Here is a 24,197-nt window from a genome sequence, read left to right on the forward strand (position 1 = left end):
AAATGAATTAGAGTGGTACCGCGGGTTAACCCCGTCTCTATTGCAGAGACGGGGTTTTTGTGTTGATCAAAGTCCGGGTTTGATCCGCCCCGCTTTATATATAAACATACAGTACATGTGCTATTTGAGGAGGAGCTTCCATATGAACCGCAACATTATTGTGCTTGACACGACTTTGCGCGACGGGGAACAAGTTCCGGGCGCGAAATTGAACGTACAACAAAAAATCGAATTTGCCCAGCAGCTTAAGCGGCTTCAGGTCGATATCATCGAAGCGGGCTTTCCCGCTTCTTCCAAGGGGGATTTTCAAGCGGTACAAGAAATCGCGCGCGCCATGGGGGATACCGTAACCATTACCGCGCTCGCCAGAGCGGTGAAAAGCGATATCGAAGCCGTGTATGAAAGTATCAAAATCGCGCAAAACCCGTTCATCCATATTGTGCTCGGCACTTCGAACATTCACGTGGAGAAGAAGTTCAACCGCTCCAAAGATGCGGTGCTGGAAATGGGCATCGAAGCGGTCAAGTATGCCAAGACGCTGCTGCCTCACGTGCAATATTCCACGGAGGACGCTTCCCGGTCGGATTTCGAATATTTGTGGAAAACGATCGAAGCCGTCGTCAAAGCAGGAGCAACGATGATCAACGTTCCCGATACGGTCGGATATGCGGTTCCGGAGGAGTTCGGCGAATTAATCCGCAAAATTAACGAGCGGTTGAAGAACTTAAACGATAAGGTCATCCTTAGCGTCCACTGCCATAACGATCTCGGTCTGGCAACGGCGAATACGCTCAGCGCGATCAAGAACGGCGCCGAGAAAGTCGAGTGTACGATCAACGGATTGGGCGAGCGGGCCGGCAACACTTCGCTGGAGGAAGTGGTCATGGGGCTTAAAGTGAGGGAGAATTACTATCATTGCAGCACCCGTATCCAAACGACGGAACTGGTCAGAACGTCCAGGCTTTTGACGCATTTGACAGGACTGGATGTGCAGGTGAACAAGGCCATCACCGGCGAGAACGCCTTCGCCCATTCATCGGGCATTCATCAGGACGGATTGCTGAAGGATAAAAATGTTTATGAAATTATGTCGCCGGAGGAAGTGGGCGTAGAGAGCATGGAGCTCATTTTGACCGCCCGTTCCGGCCGGCATGCCTTCAAAAACGCGGTGGAGAAGATGGGCTTTGAAATCGGCGATGCAAACGAATTCGAGCAGTTGTTCGCCAAATTTATCGCATTGGCCGATTTGAAGAAGGAAGTGTACGACCACGATGTGTTCTACCTTGTTGCCGGACATCGCGCGGAAGCCGTCAGCGACAGCCGGCTATACGAATTGGAATCGTTCCAGGTCGTCACGAACGATCTGTCCCCGACCGCAACGGTCGCCTTGAAAAGAGGCGGCGAAGTGCTGAAAGGAAGCGAGGTCGGGGACGGACCGATCGATGCCCTGTACGGTGTCATTAAATCTTTGTCAGGATTGGACGTCAGCTTGAAACATTATAAAATCAACAGCATTTCGAGAGGCAAGGAAGCCGTCGGCCGCGTCAATATTCAGATCGAATACGGCGGCAAAACGTATTCGGGCCGCGCCATGGATACGGATATTATTAAAGCGAGCGCCATCGCTTTCTTGAACGGCATCAATGCCGCATTGCTGGAGAAAACGCAAGAGAGCATGGAGGAAGGAGCGAGAGCGAAATGAGTGCGTTGAAGGATAGCGCCCAGCGGGTGCAAGATGTTTTGGCTCAATCGGGGTATGATACGAAGGTGAGGGAATTGCCGGAAAGCACGCGAACCGCGCAAGAGGCGGCCGCGGCGATCGGCTGCGAAGTCGCGCAAATCGCGAAGTCGATCATTTTCCGCCTGAGCGGCTCAGGTTCGCCGCTTCTCGTTGTTGCCAGCGGCACGAACCGGGTCAATGAGAAGAGCATTTCGAGCCGATTGCAAGATAAGCTGCTCAAAGCCGATGCGGACTATGTTCGGGAACGAACGGGATTTGTGATCGGAGGAGTGGCGCCGATCGGCCACTTGGAACCGATCACTACGATCGTCGACGAAGATCTGTTTCAATTCCAAACGGTATGGGCGGCCGCAGGACACCCTAAGGCGGTCATGGCCTTAAAGCCCGATGAATTAGTTGCCATGACCCGAGGACAAGTGATGTCGATTAAATAAACAAAAACGCGGGAGAAAGAGCGAGGCAGCCGTGGACTAGGAAACGTCCTTGGCTGCCTCGCTTGCCGGCCGTCATAGATGGGCCAAGATGTTGACAAGCTTGCCGAACGGGTCTCGGACGTAGAAGCGCCGAACCCCCCAAGGCTCGTCGGCCGGCCCGTATTCGATCGGAAATCCGGCGCTCGTCATCCGCTCAAACGCAGCGTCGACATTGTCGACTTCAATCGACAGATCGGGCGTAGGCGTACGGGAGCCGCCCTCCGAAGCAAAGCTGACCTGGACGCCCATCTGTTCGCGCGACCCGTAAGTGACGAGCCAGCCGTGATCCATCAATATTTCAAGTCCGAGTACATCCTGGTAAAAATTTTTGGCCGCCTCCAAATTGCGCGTATCGATATTGGCAACGATTCGTTTGACCTTCATAGGTAACCTCCATGGCGATCATTATTTTTCCATACAGGGAACCTATTCGATAAGATGTGGCTAATTCCTCTATTAGCGATATGAAAATATCCGTTAGCGGCGGAAAGGGAGAGCCGCCTACATAACGATTACCGCTTCTTATATTTGGATCGCAATCCGCTTCGCAAACGTCTTCCTTTGCTAAGGGACTTTATCGAACCTTTCAGTTTGCCGGACGCGCGGACTTTGCAAGACGATCTATGACGGGATTTGCTGGAGCGGCTCATTCCGCTGACATGAGAAAGGGATTTGCACCCGCATGATCTGCCCGATTTCATCGACATCGATTTATGCGATGAGTTATGCGATGATTTATGCGATGATTTATGCGATGAGTGCGATTTGTTGCCGGAGCTGCACGAACCGCCGGATCTGCCTCCGGATTTGCTTGAGCCGCTTGATTTGCAAGGATGAATCGTTCGAGTCGTCAATACCCGAAACGCTTCAGCCGTTTTTTTCGCAAAAAGGAGCGGAGGTTCGACTGATTTCCAATGGATAAACATAAGAACGGGTTTCGTAAATAACCAGTGGTTGTGCAACGCCGTTACTTCAAGCCCGCGTGCACGAAGAGCGGATATAAAAGGATTTACTTCCTCTTGCAAGATTACCGTTTCACCAAGATTAAGAGCATTTCCGTGTCTATCCAAATCTTCGAAAGAAAATAACGCAGCTATTGCTAAGGCCGATCTTGTTCTTCTTCCCTGGATGAGGGGTTGAAGGTTGTTGCGAATGCGAGTGACCGTACATACGCCGTTAACTACCTCCGCAGAGCCTCCTAGAATGTTAGCAAATTGTAAACAAAGCGCGCTTGGCATAGTCATAGTCGTCATACATTTCCCTCCTAGTTTCATAGATAGTCTATCTTATGACTAGCAAGGGAATGTTGACTGTATATTAAACTATGAAAAGGCTACTCTAGAAAATTCCGCTAAAGAGAGATAGCTATTGTCCCAACTCGTATTTTCGTTAACGAAAGGAAAAGCGCGTCCATCGCGAGACGGGGGAGGGGGGCGTAGCAATATCCCTCTAACCTTGGTACAATGTAATTGTTGTATTTCTAGTGAAAGAAGGGGGTGAATGCTATTGTTCGAGATTCAAGATATCCTCGTCCATGATTTGATGCTGTATCTGCTTTCGATCGGGTTCATATGCTCGTTTACTTGCGCTTATGCGGCTCATCTGCATCGATCGGCCGGAGATCAGTTATTTCCCGCGCTTCGCGACGGAGCCCTGCCCCTTGCGCAGCCGAAGCGAACGGCGGGGCGGATTGAAATTCACCGCTGGCTGACCAGAAGAGTGAAGAGAAAGGAAGCGCCGGATGACGATTCTGGAGAGTGCCTTCCCTCGTTTGGAATAGCGAATCTATCCGAACGAGGAGGACTACTATGGGGAAGAGCAGAGCATTCGCCTTCTGTAAGAAATATATGCCGTTTGCGGCTATCGCCGCCTTGCTTCTGGTAAGCGGATGCGGAACAAACGGCACGAACGCGGCTATTGATGCCAATACGCCAGGCTTCTTTAATCATTACATCGTTTATCCTTTCACCTATTTGATTCAGCGCTTCGCCATTTTTTTCGCTGGAAACTACGGTGTGGCGTTGATTTTGCTAACGCTGCTGGTCAGGCTTGTCCTGCTGCCGCTCATGATGAGACAATATCGCAACCAGCATCGAATGAAGCAGAAGATGAATGTCCTTCAACCGGAGCTGAAGTCGCTTCAGGACAAGTATAAAGACAAGAACGATACGGAATCCAAGGCCAAGCTGCAGCAAGAGACGCTGCAATTGTATCAAAAGCATCAGGTGAATCCGCTTGCGGTCGGATGTTTGCCGATGCTGATTCAAATCCCGATTTTGTCCGGACTGTATTATGCGATTAAAGGGACTCCGGAACTAGCGGATCACTCGTTCTTATGGTTTCAGCTGGGACGACCGGACGCCGTACTGCCGTTGATCGCGGCGGTCATTTATTTCGTACAATATAAAGTATCCCAGATCGATACCGACCCCGCGCAGCAAAAGCAATTTGCTTTCATCGGCTACTTGTCGCCGATCATGATGGCCGTCTTTTCTTTTACCGCTCCGGCCGCCGTGCCGTTATACTGGGTGATCGGAGGAATGTTCGTCATTCTGCAAACGTTGCTCGCCAAAAAAATGTACCATACGAACCCTGTCGATCAAAAAGGATTAGATCATAAAAATTAACGAAAAAGGACCGATCTGCTAATCAACGCAGGTCGGTCCTTTTTGCAGGAGCTACTTCTATGATTGTAAGCTTTCCGCCATTTGCTTCTCTTTCCACATCAACGTAATGCCGAGGCCGATCGCCATAATGACGGCAGCGAAAAGATAAGGGTAGTTAATGTTGATGTCAAACAAGATGCCGCCCATCGCCGGTCCGACGACATTGCCTAGACTCGTATACGTGGAATTCATTCCTGCGACAAATCCTTGTTCTTTCCCGGCAGCCTTCGATAAAAATGACGTCAATGCCGGGCGAAGCAAATCAAATGCGAGGAAGATGAAGCATGTTACGGCCAGTACCAGCCAAAAACCGGAGATGAAGACGGACGCCACTGCCAATATTGCTCCTACAATTAAACATAATTGGATCAGTTTCTTTTCGCCGAGCATTTCCACCATTTTACCGAATAGAAATATTTGTACAACGACGCCGAAGATGGAGCTAATCGTTATAATGGTTGCAATGTCCTTCGGTGTGAAGCCGAATTTATGATCGGAAAACAGGCTGAAAATGGTTTCGTACGCCGATAATCCGAAAGCAAGCACAAATACGATGATAAAAGCGATAAAGTAAAGCGGTTGAAGCGATCTTTTTAAATCGCCGATAAAGTTCGTTTTCATCGCATTTGCGGCAATTTCAGCAAGCTGATCTTTGCTTAGCGGCTCTTTCAAAATAAATATGGACGAGACGCATGCCAAAAAGGCGATGGCCGCCGCAAAGAAGAAAGGCATGCGAACACCGAATTCGGCAATAAAACCGCCGATGCCGGGACCGATGATGAAGCCGGTACTAATCGCGGCGGAAATATAGCCCATCGCTTTCGGCCTTTCCTCAATCGTTGTAATATCCGCCACATAGGCGGTAACGGCCGGCATAATGAAAGCTGCGCTAATTCCTCCCAGAATTCTGGCTATATACAGCACCCATACATTCGTACCAACGCCAAAAATAAGCTCGGAAGCGCCAAATAAAAATAGGCCGATAATAATCATTTTCTTTCTGCCGTAACGGTCGACCCAACGCCCGGCGATCGGCGACATCAGCAGCTGAGACACCGCAAAGACGGCGACGAGATAGCCCATCGTTTTTCCCGACAAATGCATAATATTCATAAAAGACGGCATAATGGGGATGATCAGACCGATGCCTAGAAATGCAATGAAAATATTGCTTAGTAGAATAAGTAAGACAGCTTTTTGTTCTTTGATTGTTTTCTTCATAGATCAACATCTCTTTCTGTACAAATCACGAGTATGATATTCCTCTCCAAAATACGGACCAAGAGGCTTCTAATTTATGATGCAGCCGTTTCTCATCGTCTCCGTATACAAGCTCCAGCATGATGGAATCGACTACCCCTAGAAAGGCGAGGGTGGGCGTTTGCGCCGCAACGCCGAATATCGCTTTGGCATCGATCCATTCCTGGAATTTGCTTTCCAGTACGGCCTGAACCTTCGCATCGATATCGATAACTTCCTCTCCGATCGCTTTCGCAAGATGTGCCGGCGGGAAAAAAGACATCCGCAGCCAAAACTTCAACTGCTCATTTTTTTGGAATAGATCGATGATCAATTGCAAAAAACCGTATAAATGTTGCTCGGGATGTTGCGAATCGACTTGACTGAAATATTGCAGCTTGGAATTTAATTCAGCCTCTTTCGCATCGCGCAGCACCTGCAAAAAAAGATCGTCCTTGCCTTTGAAATGGGCGTATATGGATTGTTTCTTCATTCCGACTTCTTCGGCTATTTGAGAGAGGGAGGCTCCTTCATAACCATGAATAGTAAAATATTTGAGCGCAGCCTCTTTAATTTCATCGCTTTTCAAAAATAACGACCCCCTAATTTTAACGAACGTTCGTCAGTTTATCGTAACAAATACGTCAAATGAAAGCAAGCGGAAAATCGGAGATGAAGGTACGTTGCGGAAAATTTGGAACGATGCAATGATAGATAAGATGATGCGCTGCCGTAATGGCGTTTTTTGATATCAAAAGAAGAAAATAGGCGCCGCATCGTACCGGCGCCTTAAAACTTATTCGTGAATTTGCGTCAACAATTTGCCGAGCGCTTCGAGCGCTTCCTCCTCTTGCTCGCCGTCGATCTCGAGCGTTACTTCTTCATTCGCGGCGATTCCTAGCGTCAGCATGCTTAAAGAGCTTTTGCCGTTTACCTGCTTGCCTTTGTTGATGACATTCACCTTGCAAGGAAAGGAGAGGGCTGTTTGTACGAAAGTTTTGATCGGACGGACATGAAAGCCCGTCGGATTGATCATCGTGAAAGTTTGTCGAACCATTATGTGGTCACCCCGTTTCTAATCGTTTCTACATATTGCGCAATTTCCTTTGAGCTGCGCATGCCGAGCGCCCGGTTCGCATGATCGGACCATTCCGCTTGGCTTAGCCGGCCGATCAGTTCCCGCGAGGAGAGGATCGAACCCGCACTCATGCTGAACTCATGCAGGCCGAGGCCGAGCAAAAGCGGTATCGCGGTTGAATCGCCCGCCATCTCGCCGCACATGCCGACCCGCTTGCCTTCCTTCGCCGCGGCTTGGATCACAAGATGAATTAAGCGCAGCAGGGAGGGGTGCCAAGGCTGATATAGATAAGCGACAGTCTCGTTCATGCGGTCGGCCGCCATCGTATATTGTATCAAATCATTCGTGCCGATACTGAAAAAATCGACCTCAGGGGCGAACAAATCGGCGGATATGGCGGCGGCCGGAATTTCGACCATCATGCCGACTTCAATCGTATCCGACACTTCCACGCCTTCGGCAAGAAGCTTCCGGCGCTCCTCGTCAAGCAGCCGCTTGGCTTCCAGAAGTTCCTCGAGTACTGCGATCATCGGGAACATAATTTTCAAATTGCCGTACCTGCTAGCGCGAAGCAGCGCCCGCAGCTGTGTGCGAAACAGGTCCTGCCGCTCCAGGCATAAGCGCAGCGCGCGCTGGCCGAGGAACGGGTTTGTTTCCTTCGGCAGTTCCATATACGGAAGGTCCTTATCGCCGCCGATGTCGAGCGTCCGGATGACGACCGGCTTCGGATTCATTTTCTCCAACGCATACTTATAGCTGGCAAATTGCTCTTCTTCCGAAGGCAAGGAACTGCGGCCCATATAGAGGAATTCGGTGCGGAAGAGCCCGATTCCTTCGGCGCCGTTGTCGATCGCCCGCTGAATGTCTTCGAGCTTCCCGATATTGGCCGCGAGCTCTACCTGTTTGCCATCCTTCGAAAGGGTAGGCCGATTCTTCAGCTTCTCCAATTCGGATCGGCGAAGGTCGTCCGTTCGCTTCTTTTCCCGGTATTGTTCGAGCACTTCGGCGGCAGGATCCGCAATGACGATGCCTTCATTCGCGTCCATGACAACGACGGCACGCTCCGGAATGGCGCGAACGGAAGCGCCGGCGCCGACAATAGCCGGAATTTCCAAAGACCGGGCCATAATGGCGGCATGGGACGTACGGCTGCCAACTTCCGTAATAAAGCCGCGAACGACGTTTAGATTAAGCTGAGCCGTATCCGAAGGCGTCAAATCTCTCGCGATAATAATGCATTCCTCCGATAGATTTGCAAGATCCGTATGCGGAACGCCGCGCAAATGGCTCATAATGCGGCCGGATACATCTTCGATATCTGCCGCGCGGCCGCGCAGCAACTCGTCTTCCATCGACTGCAGCAACTCTATGAAAGATTGCGCTACTTCATACAGAGCGAACTCGGCGCTAACGCATTCGCCTTCGATTTTCTCGATGATCGCATCGACAAGGTCCGGATCCTCCAATATCATCAGATGGCCTTCGAAAATTTCCGCCTTCTCGGCGCCTAGCTTCGCTTCGGCGGCAGCCCGGACCGCTTCGATTTCCCCTTGCGCGACGGCGATGGCTTCGCGAAATCGGCCAACTTCCCGCGCTGCGTCGGTTATCGTTCTCTTCTCCGGAACGTACCGCTCGGACGAGAGGAAGCAGGCGCGGGCGATCGCGATTCCCGGCGACGCTCCAATGCCTTGTAATGATTGTTTCATCGTTCGATCATTCCTTTCCGTTTACGAATGAAGCCGTCCCAGCTTCTCGTATTGGTCCTCGATTTGCCGATGCAGAGGATTCGAAACGCTGAGGCCCGTATATTTCGTTATCGCTTGCCGTACGCCAAGCTCTTGAATCGTTTGCTGCATTTCCGCCGCTTCCGGGTCGTCCGCAGGATCGAAGCGAAGAGCGGCTGCCATCGCGGAGGCGAGATATGCGACATCTACTCCGCATTTCTGCGCCAGCAGGGCAGGGCGGACGAGACGGTCGTTCGGCGAGAGCTTGCGGATCGGAGATCGCCCGACGCGCACGACTTCATCGATCAGATAAGGGTTTACAAAGCGATGCAGAATGGTTTTGATATATGCGGCATGCGCCGCCTCATCGAAATGATAAGTTTGAATAAGTGCCGTTCCCGATTCATGCAAGGCTCCTCTAACTTCGGTAACAATGGACGGATCTTTCATCGCTTCCTGTATTGTCGTATAACCTTTCAAATAAGCGTGATAGGCGGCGCAACAATGTCCCGTATTAACGGTAAACAGCTTGCGTTCGATATAGGGCTCAAGCCGGTCGACATAATGAACGCCGGCGATTTCCCGGTGTCCCGGCAGAACGGCGGAGCGGTCTACGGTCCATTCGTAGAACGGCTCGACCGTAACGAGCAGCGGGTCTTCATGCTGCTGAACGGGGACGATGCGATCCACGGCCGCATCCGGAAATGCGACAACCTCTTTGGCTTTCGCCTTCGCTTCCGCAGGAAGATGCTCTTCTACGAGCCGCTTCAGCGTCGTGCTGCCGCCAAGCGCATTCTCGCATGCGATGATGTGCAAAGGCTGCGTGCGTTTGCTTCCGGCGAGCCGCAGCTCAATTCCTTTGGCAATTGCGCCCGCTATATGCTTCAATACCGAGACGCCGACTGCCGTCGTGACGAGATCGGCATCGGCAATCGCTTCGGCGACGGACGGAATATTGTTGCCGTTAATGGCGGCAATATGCTCGACGAGGTAAGTGTCGGCCTGTTCGTTAGCCAGCTTGACGGTATATTGCCCTTTCTCCTGCAGGAGAGATACGAGGGCGTCATTGACGTCCACGAATGAGATCTCGTATCCCGATTGATGAAGGAGAAGACCGATGAACCCTCGACCTATATTCCCGGCTCCGAAATGAACGGCCCTCATCCTTGCATCCCCTCTGCGAAAATCGAGATAAGCTCTTCCTCCGTAGAAGCGTTCATAATTCGCTCCATATCTTCTTCTTCGGATACAAGCATAGCGACATTCGTCAAAATATTCAAATGATCGTCTCCGACCGCCGCCAAACCGATAATAAGCCGGGCGGGCTCGTCGCCGCCGAACTCGACGCCGTCCGGCACGACGAGAATCGCAAGGCCGGTCGAACGGATCATCGCCTTGGAATCGTTAGTGCCGTGCGGCATGGCGAGGCCGCCGCCGATGTAGGTGGATAGAGCTTCTTCGCGCTCGATCATTTTATCGATATATTCCGCAGGCACATGTCCTGCATCGACAAGCAGTTGTCCGGCCAAACGGATCGCTTCGTATTTATCCTTCACGTTCACATTCAGTCTAATCGTTTCTTTGGCTAACATCGTCATGGTTTAATCTCTCCAGTCCAATTTTGTTTTTATATATAGCTCCAGCTTGTGGGAGATGAATGCTTTGATGCTTGACGTATCGCCGCTTGTCAGCGCCTCAACCGTGTCGGGCAGCAGCAGCATTGCGCTAATTTCGCTTAGAATCTCGAGAGCGTATTTGCCCGGATTTAACGGCCCGAGCATCATGAGAATCTGTCTGGCGGCCGACGATCCGTCTTCGCTCATCAGAAGAGGCTCGTTATAGCGGTACAGCGCCAGGAGCGGATCCCGTATCCATTCGCTCCGGGTATGAATAAGCGCCAATTCCGTGTCCGGGATAACTAAGCTTCCTTGCCGCTCTCTGGCGAGCAGTTGAGCCGCGATCTTATCGCCGTTCTCCGAAGTATCCTGCCGGCCGAGCAGCGCGATCATCTCCGGCAGCAGGCTCTCCAGCTTCGTCTCGTCCCGTTTCACAGTCAAATCGTGGACGCGGAACCCATCCAGAAGCCGCAAAATCTCCGCGCTGTACAACTGCAGCAGCATGAGGCGGTCGAGCGGCGTTTGCTCGCCCGTGTCCCCTTCGCCGTTGTCCGCCGGAGCAAGCTTCTTGAGCGTCGTTCCTTCGATATGGGAACGAAGCTTGCTCGTTTCTTCCCGGGTGAGAAGGGGGCTAAGCTTAATGTATTGATCCGGTTCCAACGGCAGATCGACGGTCGAAACGATCAAATCGTATTGGCTTGAAGGCAGTCTCGCCGCTTCATACCAGCTGTAATGTCCGATCAGTTCGATCTGGGGCAATTCCTTCGCAATGCGGACGGCGAGCAGCTTGGAGGAGCCGATTCCGCTCGTACAGACGAGAACCGCGCGAATTTTTCTCGGAAATTGCTTTAATCTTTCCAAGGCGGCGCCGAAATGCATAACGATATAGCCGATCTCCTCGTCGGGCACTTCGAGATGATGCACGAGTTCATTGACGCCCTGGCGAACGATCGAGAATAAACGTCCGTAATCCTTCTTGATCGGCACCAGCATCGGATTGCGTATCGCAATGCCGTCGCGAATGCGCTGGAAGGCCGGCTTGATATGCTGAATCAGCCCTTCGGCCAGCGACCTGTCCTGCAGCAAGGGCATATGGATTCGCTCTTGCACATAACGGATCAGCAAAGTCACGGTCTCGATCACGGGCATATCGCCCTGATAGATCAGAAGAGCATCGTCCGGTTCTTCCGCCTGAGCGATCAGGCTTGCGAAATATTGCTTCTCTTCCTCCGGAAGCTGCAGCATCAATGCCGCAAGCAGCCGGTTCAAAAAGCGGTCATCGCGGGGAGCGTCTCCAATGTCGCTTCCCGAGGCAATCAGATAGCCGCGCCCGATGCGGGTGAGCGCCACCGAAAGCTTGATAAGCAGCCTGGTATAAGCGGATTCGGATAAAGTGCTTCGCCACTCGTCATTCAGCTCCCACAAAGCTTGTTCCAGCTTCATGAAACTTGCTTTGCCGACCATACGCAAAAGCTCTGCCGTAACCGGATGGACAACCGTTTGATCCTTGAATTGTCCGAACACATCCGAATCGTCCAAATAATTGTGTGCAAGCAAGCTGATCAGGCTGCGCTTAGCCGTCTCGGGTCCGGTTATTTCGACGCCGTAGCCTCTTCTTCGGACAAGAATCAAGCCTTGTTTCGCAATCATCTCTTCCAGCTCATCCAGATCATGCGTCACGGTAGGCATCGTGACGCGCAGCCCGGCCGCCAGCGCAAACAGTTTCACCGGCTCGTCATGATCGAGCAGGCGGCAAAGAATGAGAATTTTCCGCTCATCGGCCGAATATTCGAGCGGGTCGTTGCGGTTGATTTCCGCCTTGAAGCTGGCCAGCGACTCGGGATCGGCCTCGACTTTAATGCCAAGTCCGGCGATTTTGTGAAGCTTGATACCGCCGGCTTCGAGCATGGGCTCAATCTCGAGCAGTTCGCGATGGATTGTCCTTGTGCTCGTGCCGACGATAGCGGCAATGTCCGCCGCGGTAATTTCCTGTTTCCGATCAAGCAGCAGTTCTATAATGCGGCGCTGCCTCGTTGACGCTTTGATCGAGATCACCACCTTGACTAGAAATAAACTTAACGCCGACAGATATCTGACAGCGTTAAGCAGGGCGTAAATAGATCAGCCTTTTAGTCTTTCCAGAAGCGTGTCGTACTCAGGACTTTTCAGGAAATTGTCAATCGATATATGTTCTGCGTTCGGCGCTTTCTGACGGGCCCGGTCAGTCAGCGTCTTATGGGTGATGACGATATCGGCATCGCCCGGAATATCGTTGATCGCCGTATTGACGACCGTGATCGGAAGGCCTGCGGCGTTAATCTTCTTGCGCAAGATGGAAGCGCCCATCGCGCTGGAACCCATGCCCGCATCGCAGGAGAATACAATTTTGCTCACCTGATCTTTCGATTTCCGTACCGCTTCAGCCGCTTCAGCTGCGGGCGCAGCCTCGCCTTTCGCTGTCGCTTTCATTTCTTTCATTCTCTTCGTTGCTTCTTCCAGCCCGTCGCTATCGTTATCCGCTTGCTTGCTCGTTTTGAGCAGCAGCGCGGCGACGAAGAAGGAGACGATCGTGGCAACCGCGACGCCTGCCAGCATGGCAAAATGGCCGCCTCTGGGCGTCATCGTAAAGTAGGCGATAATGCTTCCCGGCGATGGAGCGGCTACAAGACCTGCGCCCAAGACTGAGAAGGTGAACGTGCCCGCGACGCCGCCTGCTATTGCCGCAAGAATAAGGCGCGGATTCATCAGAATGTACGGGAAGTAAATTTCATGAATCCCGCCGAAGAAATGGATGATCGCGGCGCCCGGCGCCGATTGCTTCGCCGATCCTTTGCCGATGAGCCAGTAAGCAAGCAGGATGCCGAGTCCCGGTCCGGGATTGGATTCCAGCATGTAGATGATCGATTGGCCCGCTTTGGACGCCTGTTCAAGGGCGAGCGGCCCGAGAATGCCATGGTTGATCGCATTGTTCAGGAACAATACCTTCGCCGGCTCGATCAAAATGTTGGCCAAAGGGAGCAGGCCGGTGTTGATCAGAAAATCAACGCCGCTCGCGAGCACTTTACTGATCGCTTCGACGACGGGCCCGATTCCTTTGAAAGCGAGCAATGCCAATCCGCCGCCGATAATGCCCGACGAGAAATTGTTAATGAGCATTTCGAAGCCGGCAGGGATTTTGCCTTCGATCGATTTGTCGAACTTCTTCAATACCCAAGCGGCGAACGGACCGACGATCATGGCGCCGAGGAACATCGGAATACCAGCGCCGACGATCACGCCGACCGTCACGACTGCGCCGATGACGCCTCCCCGTACGCCGTGAATCATCTGGCCGCCGGTATAACCGATCAGAAGCGGCAGCAAATATTTAATCATCGGGTCGACCAGCGATGCTAGGCTTTCATTCGGTATCCAGCCGGTAGGGATGAATAAAGCGGTAATAAGTCCCCACGCGATGAAGGCGCCGATATTCGGCATGACCATTCCGCTGAGAAACCGACCGAAGCGTTGCACAGAAACTTTGACGCCGCCTGAAGCCGCTTGTTCTGATGCCTGTTTACTCATATTTGGAACCCCCATATTCAGTATTGGCCGGAAGGATGATTCGCATCCGGCGACTGAGTTTATTGTAATGTGCAGCGCTTTCATTCTCAATCAAATCAAAAACAGGTTGCGTCATGATGGCTGTTGCCATGTTTTTAACCAGGTGGAAATATCGCTGCCAAATTGCCGCTCGCAATCAAAATGTCCTATAATTAGAGTATTCATGAACGAGATTTTGTTGGTCTGGAGAGGTGTTCAGAGTTGGAAATCAAGGTAAGGCTGGCAACGGAACAAGATGCGGGAGCGCTTGCGAGATTGAATCAAGATTTTAACGGGGGAGACAGAAGATGCGCAGCCGAAATTACGGACAGTATGCGCAATAGCGATGAATTGATCGCCGTCGCCGAGATGGGCGGCCAAGTGGTTGGGTTTGGTTGCGCGCAAAGTTTCAAATCGTTTTGTTACCAAGAGCTTCAAGGAGAAATAACGGAATTGTATATTGAACCGTCCGCGCGAAGAAAGGGAGCGGCCGCGTCCATACTTTCATGCTTGGAAGAACATCTTGCTTCTCGCGGCGTTGCGGAGATTAAAGTATTGACCGGCATGGATAACGAGACGGCGATCAAAACGTATGAGCGCTGCAATTATGAGAAAGACGATGAGTTGCTGCTCAAGAAAAGATTGACGTAATGAGTCAATTTCGTCATACCGCGGGCGGCTGACGACCCGTCATTCGGGCTAACGAACGTATACACGCTAATAGCCTAGAAAAATATCCTGGGAGGCAAGCCGAAACCGATCCGGAAAAATTATAATGAATACAGCGATTGAATGAAAGGAAAGAAATGATGAAAAAAGTCATTGTCGTCGGAGCGGGAATTCTCGGGGCATCGACAGCATACCAGTTGGCAAAAATGGGGGCGGATGTCCTGATCGTAGACCGAAAAGATAACGGACAGGCAACGGATGCCGCCGCCGGCATCATATGCCCTTGGCTGTCGCAAAGACGCAACCAGGCTTGGTACCGGCTGGCAAAGGCCGGCGCTCGTTTTTACCCCGGCTTGATCGAAGAGCTCCAAAGCGAAGGAGAAACGGAAACCGGCTATGCCCAAGTGGGCGCTCTTAGCATTCATGACGATTTGGAGAAAATCGATAAGATGGAGGAGAGGGCAAACCTGCGAAAAGCGGATGCGCCGGAAATCGGCGACATTACGCGGCTTCATGAAAAAGAAACCCGAACGTTGTTTCCTCTGCTCGCGGAAGGTTATCATTCCGTTCATATTAGCGGAGCCGCCCGGGTTGACGGCCGTGCTCTGCGCGAAGCGCTGCTGCGATCGGCGCAGAGAAACGGGGCTGTCCTTAGGGACGGGGATGCCGTGCTTCAAGTTCAGTCGAACCGTGTAACCGGAGTCGCTGTCGGTACGGAAACCTTCGCGGCCCACGTTATCATCGTTTGCGCGGGTGCATGGGCCAATCAACTGATGCAGCCTTTAGGCATCAATTTTCAGGTTCGTTATCAAAAAGCGCAAATCATGCACTTACAGATTCCCGATAGGGAGGATACAGGCGATTGGCCGGTAGTGATGCCGCCGTCCGATCAATATTTGTTGGCGTTTGATCGGCGAAAGATCGTGATAGGGGCGACTCACGAAAATGAAATCGAAGGCTATGATACAAGAGTGACAGCTGGCGGCATGCAGGAAATCCTGAATAAAGGATTGGAATATGCGCCTGGTTTAGCAAATTGTACTTTTCAGGAGGTACGAGTCGGCTTTCGCCCGTTTACAGCCGATTTTCTGCCGGTACTCGGCGCTGTTCCCGGCTGGGACGGCCTGATCGCTGCCAACGGACTCGGAGCGTCCGGATTGACGATGGGCCCCTTTCTCGGAAGCCAGCTCGCCAGGATGGCGCTAGGAATGCCTATTGATATCGATCTTAACGATTATGACATTCGAAAAGCGATGGATTAGGTCATCAAAAAGATTTATATATGTTTGAATAAACCATAGATTGATAGGAGGCACCAAATCGATGCATAAAGCGATAGGCGAAACCCAGTGGATCATTCCCGACGGTTTCATTCCGCCGGACAGCTCCGGCAAATTAACTAGCCATGAATCAATATGCGTAGTCAATTGCTCTTCTGAAGAAGCAACGATGCACATCACCATTTTTTTCGAAGATCAAGAGCCGATCCCGGAAATTCCTTACGTTGTCCCCGGAAGACGCACCAAGCATATCCGAACCTCTTCACTTCATAAAGGCGGCATGTCGATCCCGGTCGGCGTCCCCTATGCCATGCAAATTCAAAGCAATATCCCCATCGTTGTTCAATACAGTCGATTGGATTCAACGCAAGCGGAGAACGCACTTATGTCAACCATGGCGTATCCCGTCAAGGGGCAAAATTAATTTATTTTTGAATGGAGAGAAACTCATGATTTATAGTCAAACTGAAAGAACAATCGTAACGGACCGATTGCTTCTGCGTCTATTTAATGAATCCGATGCAAAAAATGTCACCATATTGTGTAATAATTACAATGTATGCAAAAGCACATTGAGTTTGCCATATCCCTACCCTTTGGAATGCGCTCTTTCATGGATTGCCGATCATGAGCAGAACTTTGAATTGGACCGAATGTATGAATTCGCGATAACAGACAAAAATAGCGGACAGTTATATGGTGCTATTGGTATTTCCAATCATAAAAAAGACTATAACGGCGAAATGGGTTACTGGATAGGTGAAGAACACTGGGGAAACGGATATGCGACAGAAGCAGCCAAGGCAATAATTGAATTTGTTTTCAAAGAAAAGAATTATCATCGCGTTTATGCACGTCATTTTAAATCTAATCCCGCATCTGGAAATGTAATGAAAAAGTGCGGAATGACATACGAAGGCACTCTAAAAGAGCATGTTTGCAAAGAGGGCTCTTTTGAAGATATGGTTCTTTACGGTATCATTAATCCGATGAATTAAGGGATGAAGAAATATTGAGCAATAGAGAAGAAATGGCCCGCTTCATTTTATGGTAAAACTAAATCAAGGGATAGTTTATCACGAATCGGCCGATCGATAAACCTTTTCTTTCGGGTAATCGGCACAAAAGGGGTCAGAAACGATGTCGCAAACCGAAGATTACAAGAAGATGCATTGGAAAAGGAACATCATTCTCTTTCTAAGCAGCCAGACGCTCTCGTTGTTTGGTTCTTCCCTGGTGCAATATGCCATTATGTGGTATATTACGCTAACTACGCAGTCAGGCATCATGATGACGTTGTATATTATTTGCGGATTCATTCCGACGTTCTTGTTATCGCCGTTCGCGGGCGTTTGGGCGGACCGGTTCAACCGCAAATCGCTCATCATCATTGCGGATGCCATGATTGCCGTTGTTACGCTTATATTGGCCGTTACGTTTTTGCTCGGCTACCAAGCGACCTGGCTGCTGTTCATTATCGCTGCGGTACGCGCGCTAGGGGCAGGCATTCAGACGCCAGCGGTCGGGGCGATTTTGCCGCAAATCGTGCCGCAAGACAAGCTAACGAAAGTAAACGGCATCAACGGCAGCCTTCAAGCGCTCATCATGTTTGTTGCACCCATCGTCAGCGCGGCGCTGCTTACGATGGCGACGATCGAGATGATTTTTTTCATCGACGTCGTTACAGCGGCGATCGCGATCTTTACTTTATTTTTCTTCCTCAACATTCCGTTGCATGAAAAGGCGGCCGATACGCAAACGACGGGCTACCTGGACGATTTCAAACAGGGTCTGGCCTATATTAGACAGCATGCCTTTTTAAAAACATTTTTTATCTTCTTCGCCTTTTTCTTCGTGTTCATGGCGCCTGCCGCCTTTTTGACTCCATTGCAAGTGACGCGCAGCTTCGGGGAGGAGGTATGGCGTCTGACCGCTATCGAGATTGCGTTTTCCGTCGGCATGATGGCGGGCGGGGGCATCATCGCGTCGTGGGGCGGTTTCAAAAATAAAGTGTACACGATGACGTTCGCCAGCCTTATTATGGGCGTGTGCACATTCTTGCTCGGCATGATGCATGTCTTCTGGATTTATTTGGCCGTGATGGCTGTGTTCGGATTCGCGATGCCGATTTTCAATACGCCGACGACCGTCTTGCTCCAGGAGAAGGTGGACGCCAATTATTTAGGGCGCATATTCGGCGTCTTCGGGATGATCTCGACTTCCATGATGCCGATCGGGATGTTGATATTCGGACCGCTGGCCGATATGATCAAGATCGAATGGCTGCTGATCGGTACCGGACTGTTCATGCTCGTAATGACCGCCTTTTTCATCGGCAACAAGCGACTGGTCGAAGCAGGCATGCCGCTGCCGGAGGAAGCCTCCCAAGAGTAAAAACTGTCTATGATGAAAAGTCGTCCAAAATGGTCGGCTTTTTTTTCTGAATAGAAATGCAGTTGACTTTACCCTAAGGGAAAGATGTACAGTGGAATGGAAGCTAGCAAACGATCAGCGTATGAGGAGATTTTAAAAATGTAGAATGGAGGCGACCCCTTGCTTTCGATTGGAGAATTCTCGAAGATATGCGAAGTATCTGCCAAAACATTGCGATATTATGACGAAATCGGATTAATTCATCCCGACGAGATTCATCCTGAGAACGGTTATCGATATTATTCCATCCGGCAACTGAAAACAATGCTCTACATCAACCGTTTGAAATCGTATCATTTTTCTCTGGAAGAAATTAAAGCCATGCTGGAATGGGAGGAGGATCAGTCGGAGGAGAAGCTTTGTTCCGCTCTTCATCGCAAGAGAAAAGAGATACAGGAAAAGCTGCATGCGCTTGAATCTACCCTGAACCAGTTGAGCGGTGATCTTGTAAATTTGGAGCAGGGGATACCCATGATGTCATTCCTGGATCATATCGAAGTGCAACTGGTTGAGACCCGGCCAATGAATATCCTATCCATACGCAAGATGATGAGCAAGGACGATTATGCTCTCGGATATGGAAAGCATATCGGCAAGCTATATGAGAAGATTGCGACGGAACAACTCACCTTGCTTGGCACGCCGATGACGATATATCACAGCGCTGAATACAATCCGGCCGGCAACGACACGGAGTTTGCCATCCCGATTCAGGAGTATGTCAAGGGAACGAGAGATTTGCCCGGCAGCCTTTGTGCCAAGTCTGTGTTTCATGGTTCTTATTCGGGATTATCGTCGGTATATGCCAAGCTACGGGAATGGGTAGAAAACGAAGGATACGAACTGATCAATTCACCCTATGAAGTATATGCAACCAATCCCGACCAAGCTGCGGCTGCAGAGGAGATTGTTACCGAAGTGTATTTTCCGGTGAAGAAAAAATAACAATTATCTTTACGCTGGCAAAGTAAATCCAAAAAAGTCTATAGAGAGGTGTCGATCATGGTTAGAAACGATTGGCCAACGACAGATTGGCAATCCGCCGACCCGGCAAGCTTGCGAATGGACGCAGACAAGCTGTCAAAGCTTGAGCCTGCGATCCAGTCCGATTACAGCAATATTAGTGCTGTTGTTATAGTGAGAAACGGATTTATCGCTTATGAAAAATATTATCGCGGCCATGGCCCGGATGATACGCATCATGTCGCATCCGTCACGAAAAGTATCCTATCCGCTCTCATTGGCATTGCTATCGATGCAGGGTATATTCAAAATGCAGATCAAAAGGTGCTGGATTTTTTCCCCGAATATGCTTCCGATGCCGCCGATCGGCAGAAACGAGCAATCACCGTGCGCCATCTTCTTACGATGACGGCTCCTTATCCGTTTGAGGATTGGCGCGAACCGTTGGACAAGATGTGCATGCAGCCTGATTGGGTTCGGTATACGCTGGATATGCTGGGGCAAGGAGGCAATCTGGGAGCCTTCAAATATTCCACCGCAGGCGCGCACCTGCTATCAGCCATTATTACGCGCAGCACCGGGCAGAGCGCACGCGAGTTTGCCAACGAACGCTTATTTTCGCCCATCGGCATGAAAGAAATCCCGGATGTTACAATGCAATCGTTTGGGTTTGACGATCTGTTCGGAAAAAACGTGAAAGGATGGGTTCATGATCCGAACGGCAACTCCACAGGAGGATGGGGGCTTACGCTGACTCCCCGCGATATGGCGCGCTTTGGGCTTCTATATCTACACCGCGGCAATTGGGACAATCATCAGGTAATTCCGGGAACGTGGGTTGACGAATCCGTAGCTATGAACCCGAATCATTACGGCTATCTATGGTGGTTGCGCGAAGAGGATGGAGTTTCCGCATACTTGGCGCTAGGCGATGGCGGGAACGTCATTTGTTGCATTCCGGGACAGGACCTGGTCATAGCCATTGCATCGGAATTCATCATGAATCCGCGCGATCGGTGGAACTTGATTAAGGAATGCATTATTCCGGCTGTAAACGGCTAATTATATGAGTGGTCAAATCCGGCATAGATGCGTGTGAAAATTGGCTATTGTTACAATTATTCTGACATGGTATAATGAAAGGCTTAGCAATTTCGAAGATTGCACGATTATGTTTACCGAAAATGGATAACGAGGGGGTGGATTTAGATGCCATCGATGCAAGACGGTTCCAATGCAGCGCCGATCAGCGATGAGGATCTTCAGAAGATCACGGTGGGAGAACGGAAACCTCATAACGCGACGATCACTCTCGTCGAGTACGACCCGCGCTGGCCTGAACTGTTCGAACGGGAGGCTGACCGTGTTCGTTCCGCGCTCGGCAATAAGGCATTACGGATCGAGCATGTCGGCTCGACCTCTGTGCCGGGGCTCTGTGCCAAGCCGATCATCGACATGCTGCTCGTCGTAGCGGACTCCGCCGACGAGACGGCCTATGTCCCGGCTCTGGAAGCGGCCGGTTACACGCTGCGGGTGCGGGAGCCCGAGTGGTTCGAGCACCGTATGTTTAAGGGTCCCGATACCGACCTCAATCTTCACGTGTTCAGTGCGGGCGCGACTGAGATCGAACGAATGCTGCGCTTCCGCGATTGGCTGCGGTCAAACGACACCGACCGGGATCACTACGCACGCGCCAAGCGTGACCTGGCCCAGCGTGTATGGCGGCACGTGCAGCATTACGCGGATGCCAAAACTGCGATCGTTCAGGAGATTATGGACCGAGCGAATGAAGGCCGTTAGACACAGCGGAAAGAAATGAATTGGAAAGATCAGCTAAAGGAAGAGCAGTCCTATAACAAGGGCTGCTCTTCCGTTTTATTTCTTATAAATTCTTCGAAATGACTTACATCCGGCCGTTCTTCTTCGGATCTTCCTGATTCGACTCGAGAATTGTCCTAGAAATTAATTTTTGCGTAATTTTCCCGGCGAGTGATACCTTTTATGGGTGCAAAACGTTTATTGTTCATGAAAGGGGGGATTTTTTTGTGCACGAAAAGTTTGTAGCGATGTATGATCAATATTTTGATGATATTTATCGCTTTGTACTGTTTAAAACAGGGAACCGATGGGATACGGATGATCTCGTTAGCGAAATATTCCGAAAAGCGTTCCAGAAATTTCATACGCTAAACAAAGAAGCATCTAACCAGAAATCATGGTTGCTAACCATTTCCCGCTATACGGTGATTGATTATTACCGGAAAAGAAAAGAAATAGCCTATGGACATGATCCTGAGGTATATGGCTATACGCAGGTTTCGCTGTTTTTCCAAGAAACGGACAGGAGGAACGGCTGTTTAGAAGAATCATTGCTCTCCCTTACTCCGGATGAGCGAGAACTGATTAATCTGAAATATATTGTCGGACTGAAATATGCGGAAGTAGGTGAGATTGTCGGCAAAGCGGAGCAATGGTTAAAAATGAAATCGCAACGAATTAGACAAAAAATGGCTCTATGGATTAACCAGTGCATGGAGGGTGAAAGATGAACGACTTACAATGGAATGATACGGTTAAGCGGCTTAAAGAGGGTCTTCCCGTTAACGAAGAATTGAAGGAACAACTTCGTAACTCGTTTATGCGTAATCGCAAGAAGAAATACCTATTACGTTGGACAGTTATTGCGGCTGCATTACTTTGTCTTGTTATGTTGAATACGGTATGGCAGTCAGAACAGAGTATACCGAAAGTAGAAGCAGCTTCCCTGCAATTATCCAATCAATTTTCTCTTATAGAACAATTAGGTAAAGAAAATAGTGCAGGGGTAGCAGAATATGAAGGAACGATCTATTTTCCATTACAAGAAAAAGGGTTATACGCATACGGGAATCATGGTTTTCATAAATTGGCGGACGGGGATATCCGTTTTGTTCGCGTATCTCCAAATGGAAAACAGTTAGTATATGTTCAGGAGGGAAGCTTGTATTTGTATGAGGTCGATCTCAAGACAAACCGACTTCTCCTTCAAGGAGGGAAGGAACAGGGCTTCTATGAAACGCCCTCTTGGTCGCCGGACGGAACACGAATTGCCTTTGTCAAAAGGATGGAATTCAATGAACATGACGAGGAAAATCTCCCAGGCCTAATTGCGGAGTTAGACGTAAAAAAGGGAGAGATCGACTATATAGCGGAGGGAATGTATCCCTCTTACGTGTCAGGCCGAAATACTCTGTTTTTCGAAAGAAATAATAAGATCATTTCAAGAAATTTGAATAACGGAGAGGAGACTGTGCTCGATGCCGGAAAATATCCTGCTGTCTCCAACGACGGCTCTTATGTGGCCTATGTCAAATCGCAAGGCGAGCCATTGCTTGAAGACGTATGGATCGCGGATACGAATTTTAAAACAAAAAAACAGCTGACGGAGAACCAGCTTGCTGAAGCTTGGGACCGGCAGACAGGCGAGATGATCGAAGGGAAGCAGCAGGCTCGATATACTTTTGAACAGCCGACATGGAGCCGGGATGATCGGACCTTGTTTGTGTATAAAATTTTTCATACGAATGAGGTATGGAAGAAACTGATGCGGTTCGAACTTACAACAGCGAAACCGGAACCGGAAGATATTGTAAAAGGATCGATACAAGCGCTTATTTATCGGGATGAAGATTACGCGCATTCCTTTTTCAGCTATGATCCAGGATATTTAAAAGGAACGAGCCCGCGGCAAATCGGGTACAAACTGATAGACAGCGGAAAGCTTGATGGAGAAACATTTGTTGATGCCGAAACTTATTTATCTTATGCCGACCCTTATTATCAAATTATCAAGACGCGTTATTTTCTTTCAGATGGTCCGAAAGGGTATAGGATTGACAATATGGAAGAAAAAGTCGATATCGAAATTAGTATGTGGGGAGAGGCCATATACAAGACTGTAAATGGCGTCAGAGAACAGCAGCCTTTACTGGAGCTGAAGGATTTGCCCAAGAAAGATAACTGGACGGATGAGGAAATCTGCAACATCGTATATCAAGAATCTACAGAAACATTATGGTTTACCTTAAAACGGAAACAAGACGCTGTGACTGCGCTTAGCTTGCTCAGTTACGATATTGAAGAAAAGCAATTTAAAGAAATAGATACATTTCATGAAGCCCAAAGTTCAAGTACGATGATCATCGATGACGAACAAAAATACGTTGCGATTGATATGGAAATAAACGGAAATAAGGATACTGTCGTTTATCATTTGCATCGTGGACAAAAAACAATATTATCCCGGCAAATTCAAGGGATTGCACCTCAGGCGGTGCACGTTCGTTTCTGGGAAAACGGCAAATTGATCTTTTATACGGAAACGGAGGATAGGGACGTATTTTTCCGTTTCGATCCTGAAACGAATAACATTGATACGACGATGAATACAAAAAAAGGGGGGGCCTGATTCACATGGGGCGATCCGCTCGGATCTACGCTGCTTAGTTTGGCGCTAACGAAACCGACAATCCTTATTGGATTCAAAATGAAGTCGTTCCCATCCTAACGAAAGTACTTATCGTTATTCCTTGGAAATCGGCCGTTTTACCGGTTTTTTCCCCTCATTAGGTTGTTTCAGTTTCGTCCCTCGTATTTAAGGTGTTTTCTCACGAATACTCACTTATTCGCAGGATTTCGCCGCCTTATAAAACAGAGTGAGAGCCGAAATGAGGAGCAGACACCGCTTTTTTCGA

At 49.8% G+C, this 24,197-nt stretch carries 24 protein-coding genes, 1 pseudogene and 1 other annotated feature (1 of these 26 running past the window's edge); of the genes and pseudogenes, 15 read left to right on the forward strand and 10 right to left on the reverse strand.

Translation table 11 applies throughout. The features are described from left to right. Positions 1-42: a binding site (T-box leader), on the forward strand; it begins 196 nt to the left of the window's first position. Positions 43-142: 100 nt separating this feature from the next. Together KQI79_RS14510 and KQI79_RS14515 are read left to right on the forward strand one after the other, a co-directional pair. Continuing rightward, positions 143-1,702, forward strand: coding sequence for a 2-isopropylmalate synthase (locus KQI79_RS14510; RefSeq protein WP_216538967.1), 1,560 nt, complete (start codon positions 143-145; stop codon positions 1,700-1,702). After that, positions 1,699-2,175 carry a YbaK/EbsC family protein gene (locus KQI79_RS14515; RefSeq protein ID WP_216538968.1) on the forward strand — a complete coding sequence of 159 codons (477 nt, stop codon included), beginning with the start codon at positions 1,699-1,701 and terminating at the stop codon, positions 2,173-2,175. The genes KQI79_RS14510 and KQI79_RS14515 overlap by 4 nt, the downstream gene beginning before the upstream one ends. A 72-nt stretch (positions 2,176-2,247) precedes the next feature. Here the strand turns inward: KQI79_RS14515 and KQI79_RS14520 are convergent, their stop codons facing one another. Beyond that, entirely contained in the window at positions 2,248-2,598 is a 351-nt protein-coding gene (locus KQI79_RS14520) for a VOC family protein (RefSeq protein WP_216538969.1), read from the reverse strand. Between the two features lie 288 nt (positions 2,599-2,886). On the opposite strand from KQI79_RS14520, the gene KQI79_RS27605 reads away from it, so the two are divergent. After that, on the forward strand, positions 2,887-3,051 hold the full coding sequence (locus KQI79_RS27605) for a hypothetical protein (RefSeq protein ID WP_253298161.1): 165 nt from the start codon (positions 2,887-2,889) through the stop codon (positions 3,049-3,051). Between the two features lie 32 nt (positions 3,052-3,083). On the opposite strand, the pseudogene KQI79_RS27610 reads toward KQI79_RS27605, so the two are convergent. Then, positions 3,084-3,488: pseudogene (locus KQI79_RS27610) on the reverse strand (DUF1259 domain-containing protein); the annotation flags it as partial. A gap of 232 nt (positions 3,489-3,720) precedes the next feature. Here KQI79_RS27610 and KQI79_RS14530 point away from each other — a divergent pair. Together KQI79_RS14530 and yidC are read left to right on the forward strand one after the other, a co-directional pair. After that, complete coding sequence (locus tag KQI79_RS14530) at positions 3,721-4,098, forward strand: hypothetical protein (RefSeq protein WP_216538970.1); 378 nt, start codon at positions 3,721-3,723, stop codon at positions 4,096-4,098. Next, entirely contained in the window at positions 4,023-4,841 is an 819-nt protein-coding gene (yidC, locus tag KQI79_RS14535) for a membrane protein insertase YidC (RefSeq protein ID WP_216538971.1), read from the forward strand. The genes KQI79_RS14530 and yidC overlap by 76 nt, the downstream gene beginning before the upstream one ends. Positions 4,842-4,898: 57 nt before the next feature. On the opposite strand, the gene KQI79_RS14540 is transcribed toward yidC, so the two are convergent. The 8 genes from KQI79_RS14540 to KQI79_RS14575 form a co-directional block, all read right to left on the reverse strand. Beyond that, positions 4,899-6,101: an MFS transporter gene (locus KQI79_RS14540; RefSeq protein ID WP_216538972.1), complete on the reverse strand. Its 1,203-nt coding sequence runs from the start codon at positions 6,099-6,101 to the stop codon at positions 4,899-4,901. Positions 6,102-6,126: 25 nt separating this feature from the next. Further along, positions 6,127-6,708: a TetR/AcrR family transcriptional regulator gene (locus tag KQI79_RS14545; RefSeq protein ID WP_216538973.1), complete on the reverse strand. Its 582-nt coding sequence runs from the start codon at positions 6,706-6,708 to the stop codon at positions 6,127-6,129. Positions 6,709-6,915: 207 nt separating this feature from the next. Next, a complete protein-coding gene (locus tag KQI79_RS14550; protein WP_216538974.1) occupies positions 6,916-7,176 on the reverse strand; it encodes an HPr family phosphocarrier protein in 261 nt (86 codons plus the stop codon). Next, positions 7,176-8,903 (reverse strand): phosphoenolpyruvate--protein phosphotransferase, encoded by a 1,728-nt coding sequence (gene ptsP, locus KQI79_RS14555; protein ID WP_216538975.1) that lies wholly within the window; start codon positions 8,901-8,903, stop codon positions 7,176-7,178. Before ptsP ends, KQI79_RS14550 begins: the two co-directional genes overlap by 1 nt. 21 nt (positions 8,904-8,924) lie before the next feature. Continuing rightward, complete coding sequence (locus KQI79_RS14560) at positions 8,925-10,085, reverse strand: mannitol-1-phosphate 5-dehydrogenase (protein ID WP_216538976.1); 1,161 nt, start codon at positions 10,083-10,085, stop codon at positions 8,925-8,927. After that, complete coding sequence (locus tag KQI79_RS14565; protein ID WP_216538977.1) at positions 10,082-10,519, reverse strand: PTS mannitol transporter subunit IIA; 438 nt, start codon at positions 10,517-10,519, stop codon at positions 10,082-10,084. The genes KQI79_RS14560 and KQI79_RS14565 overlap by 4 nt, the downstream gene beginning before the upstream one ends. Positions 10,520-10,522: 3 nt before the next feature. Further along, positions 10,523-12,592: a BglG family transcription antiterminator gene (locus KQI79_RS14570; RefSeq protein WP_216538978.1), complete on the reverse strand. Its 2,070-nt coding sequence runs from the start codon at positions 12,590-12,592 to the stop codon at positions 10,523-10,525. Between the two features lie 66 nt (positions 12,593-12,658). Further along, the gene (locus KQI79_RS14575; RefSeq protein WP_216538979.1) at positions 12,659-14,101 is read right to left on the reverse strand and encodes a PTS mannitol transporter subunit IIBC; all 1,443 of its coding nucleotides are present in this window, start codon (positions 14,099-14,101) and stop codon (positions 12,659-12,661) included. A gap of 240 nt (positions 14,102-14,341) precedes the next feature. On the opposite strand from KQI79_RS14575, the gene KQI79_RS14580 reads away from it, so the two are divergent. The 10 genes from KQI79_RS14580 to KQI79_RS14625 all read left to right on the forward strand — a co-directional run bounded on the left by KQI79_RS14580 (position 14,342) and on the right by KQI79_RS14625 (position 23,911). Next, on the forward strand, positions 14,342-14,770 hold the full coding sequence (locus tag KQI79_RS14580; RefSeq protein ID WP_216538980.1) for a GNAT family N-acetyltransferase: 429 nt from the start codon (positions 14,342-14,344) through the stop codon (positions 14,768-14,770). A gap of 158 nt (positions 14,771-14,928) precedes the next feature. Continuing rightward, the gene (locus KQI79_RS14585) at positions 14,929-16,050 is read left to right on the forward strand and encodes an NAD(P)/FAD-dependent oxidoreductase (protein ID WP_216538999.1); all 1,122 of its coding nucleotides are present in this window, start codon (positions 14,929-14,931) and stop codon (positions 16,048-16,050) included. Between the two features lie 61 nt (positions 16,051-16,111). Continuing rightward, a complete protein-coding gene (locus KQI79_RS14590) occupies positions 16,112-16,492 on the forward strand; it encodes a sensory rhodopsin transducer (RefSeq protein ID WP_216538981.1) in 381 nt (126 codons plus the stop codon). A 25-nt stretch (positions 16,493-16,517) separates the two neighbouring features. Further along, positions 16,518-17,066: a GNAT family N-acetyltransferase gene (locus tag KQI79_RS14595; RefSeq protein ID WP_216538982.1), complete on the forward strand. Its 549-nt coding sequence runs from the start codon at positions 16,518-16,520 to the stop codon at positions 17,064-17,066. A gap of 142 nt (positions 17,067-17,208) precedes the next feature. Beyond that, positions 17,209-18,462: an MFS transporter gene (locus KQI79_RS14600; protein WP_216538983.1), complete on the forward strand. Its 1,254-nt coding sequence runs from the start codon at positions 17,209-17,211 to the stop codon at positions 18,460-18,462. Positions 18,463-18,621: 159 nt separating this feature from the next. Then, positions 18,622-19,446 carry a MerR family transcriptional regulator gene (locus KQI79_RS14605; protein ID WP_216538984.1) on the forward strand — a complete coding sequence of 275 codons (825 nt, stop codon included), beginning with the start codon at positions 18,622-18,624 and terminating at the stop codon, positions 19,444-19,446. 57 nt (positions 19,447-19,503) lie between these two features. Next, entirely contained in the window at positions 19,504-20,526 is a 1,023-nt protein-coding gene (locus KQI79_RS14610) for a serine hydrolase domain-containing protein (RefSeq protein WP_216538985.1), read from the forward strand. A 147-nt stretch (positions 20,527-20,673) separates the two neighbouring features. Next, the gene (locus tag KQI79_RS14615; protein ID WP_216538986.1) at positions 20,674-21,264 is read left to right on the forward strand and encodes a GrpB family protein; all 591 of its coding nucleotides are present in this window, start codon (positions 20,674-20,676) and stop codon (positions 21,262-21,264) included. A 245-nt stretch (positions 21,265-21,509) separates the two neighbouring features. Beyond that, a complete protein-coding gene (locus KQI79_RS14620; protein ID WP_216538987.1) occupies positions 21,510-22,013 on the forward strand; it encodes an RNA polymerase sigma factor in 504 nt (167 codons plus the stop codon). Then, entirely contained in the window at positions 22,010-23,911 is a 1,902-nt protein-coding gene (locus tag KQI79_RS14625) for a hypothetical protein (RefSeq protein WP_216538988.1), read from the forward strand. Before KQI79_RS14620 ends, KQI79_RS14625 begins: the two co-directional genes overlap by 4 nt. Positions 23,912-24,197 lie beyond the last annotated feature (286 nt).

Source organism: Paenibacillus sp. MSJ-34 (assembly GCF_018918005.1).
Classification (GTDB): Bacteria; Bacillota; Bacilli; order Paenibacillales; family Paenibacillaceae; genus MSJ-34.

Excerpts from the sequence above, each read along its gene's own strand:
- KQI79_RS14590 (WP_216538981.1), top strand. The coding sequence starts at position 16,112 with ATGCATAAAGCGATAGGCGAAACCCAGTGGATCATTCCCGACGGTTTC.
- KQI79_RS14565 (WP_216538977.1), bottom strand. The coding sequence starts at position 10,519 with ATGACGATGTTAGCCAAAGAAACGATTAGACTGAATGTGAACGTGAAG.
- KQI79_RS14550 (WP_216538974.1), bottom strand. The coding sequence starts at position 7,176 with ATGGTTCGACAAACTTTCACGATGATCAATCCGACGGGCTTTCATGTC.
- KQI79_RS14615 (WP_216538986.1), top strand. The coding sequence starts at position 20,674 with ATGCCATCGATGCAAGACGGTTCCAATGCAGCGCCGATCAGCGATGAG.
- ptsP (WP_216538975.1), bottom strand. The coding sequence starts at position 8,903 with ATGAAACAATCATTACAAGGCATTGGAGCGTCGCCGGGAATCGCGATC.
- KQI79_RS14560 (WP_216538976.1), bottom strand. The coding sequence starts at position 10,085 with ATGAGGGCCGTTCATTTCGGAGCCGGGAATATAGGTCGAGGGTTCATC.
- KQI79_RS14510 (WP_216538967.1), top strand. The coding sequence starts at position 143 with ATGAACCGCAACATTATTGTGCTTGACACGACTTTGCGCGACGGGGAA.
- yidC (WP_216538971.1), top strand. The coding sequence starts at position 4,023 with ATGGGGAAGAGCAGAGCATTCGCCTTCTGTAAGAAATATATGCCGTTT.
- KQI79_RS14595 (WP_216538982.1), top strand. The coding sequence starts at position 16,518 with ATGATTTATAGTCAAACTGAAAGAACAATCGTAACGGACCGATTGCTT.
- KQI79_RS14625 (WP_216538988.1), top strand. The coding sequence starts at position 22,010 with ATGAACGACTTACAATGGAATGATACGGTTAAGCGGCTTAAAGAGGGT.
- KQI79_RS14585 (WP_216538999.1), top strand. The coding sequence starts at position 14,929 with ATGAAAAAAGTCATTGTCGTCGGAGCGGGAATTCTCGGGGCATCGACA.
- KQI79_RS14520 (WP_216538969.1), bottom strand. The coding sequence starts at position 2,598 with ATGAAGGTCAAACGAATCGTTGCCAATATCGATACGCGCAATTTGGAG.
- KQI79_RS14515 (WP_216538968.1), top strand. The coding sequence starts at position 1,699 with ATGAGTGCGTTGAAGGATAGCGCCCAGCGGGTGCAAGATGTTTTGGCT.
- KQI79_RS14575 (WP_216538979.1), bottom strand. The coding sequence starts at position 14,101 with ATGAGTAAACAGGCATCAGAACAAGCGGCTTCAGGCGGCGTCAAAGTT.
- KQI79_RS14540 (WP_216538972.1), bottom strand. The coding sequence starts at position 6,101 with ATGAAGAAAACAATCAAAGAACAAAAAGCTGTCTTACTTATTCTACTA.
- KQI79_RS14600 (WP_216538983.1), top strand. The coding sequence starts at position 17,209 with ATGTCGCAAACCGAAGATTACAAGAAGATGCATTGGAAAAGGAACATC.
- KQI79_RS14610 (WP_216538985.1), top strand. The coding sequence starts at position 19,504 with ATGGTTAGAAACGATTGGCCAACGACAGATTGGCAATCCGCCGACCCG.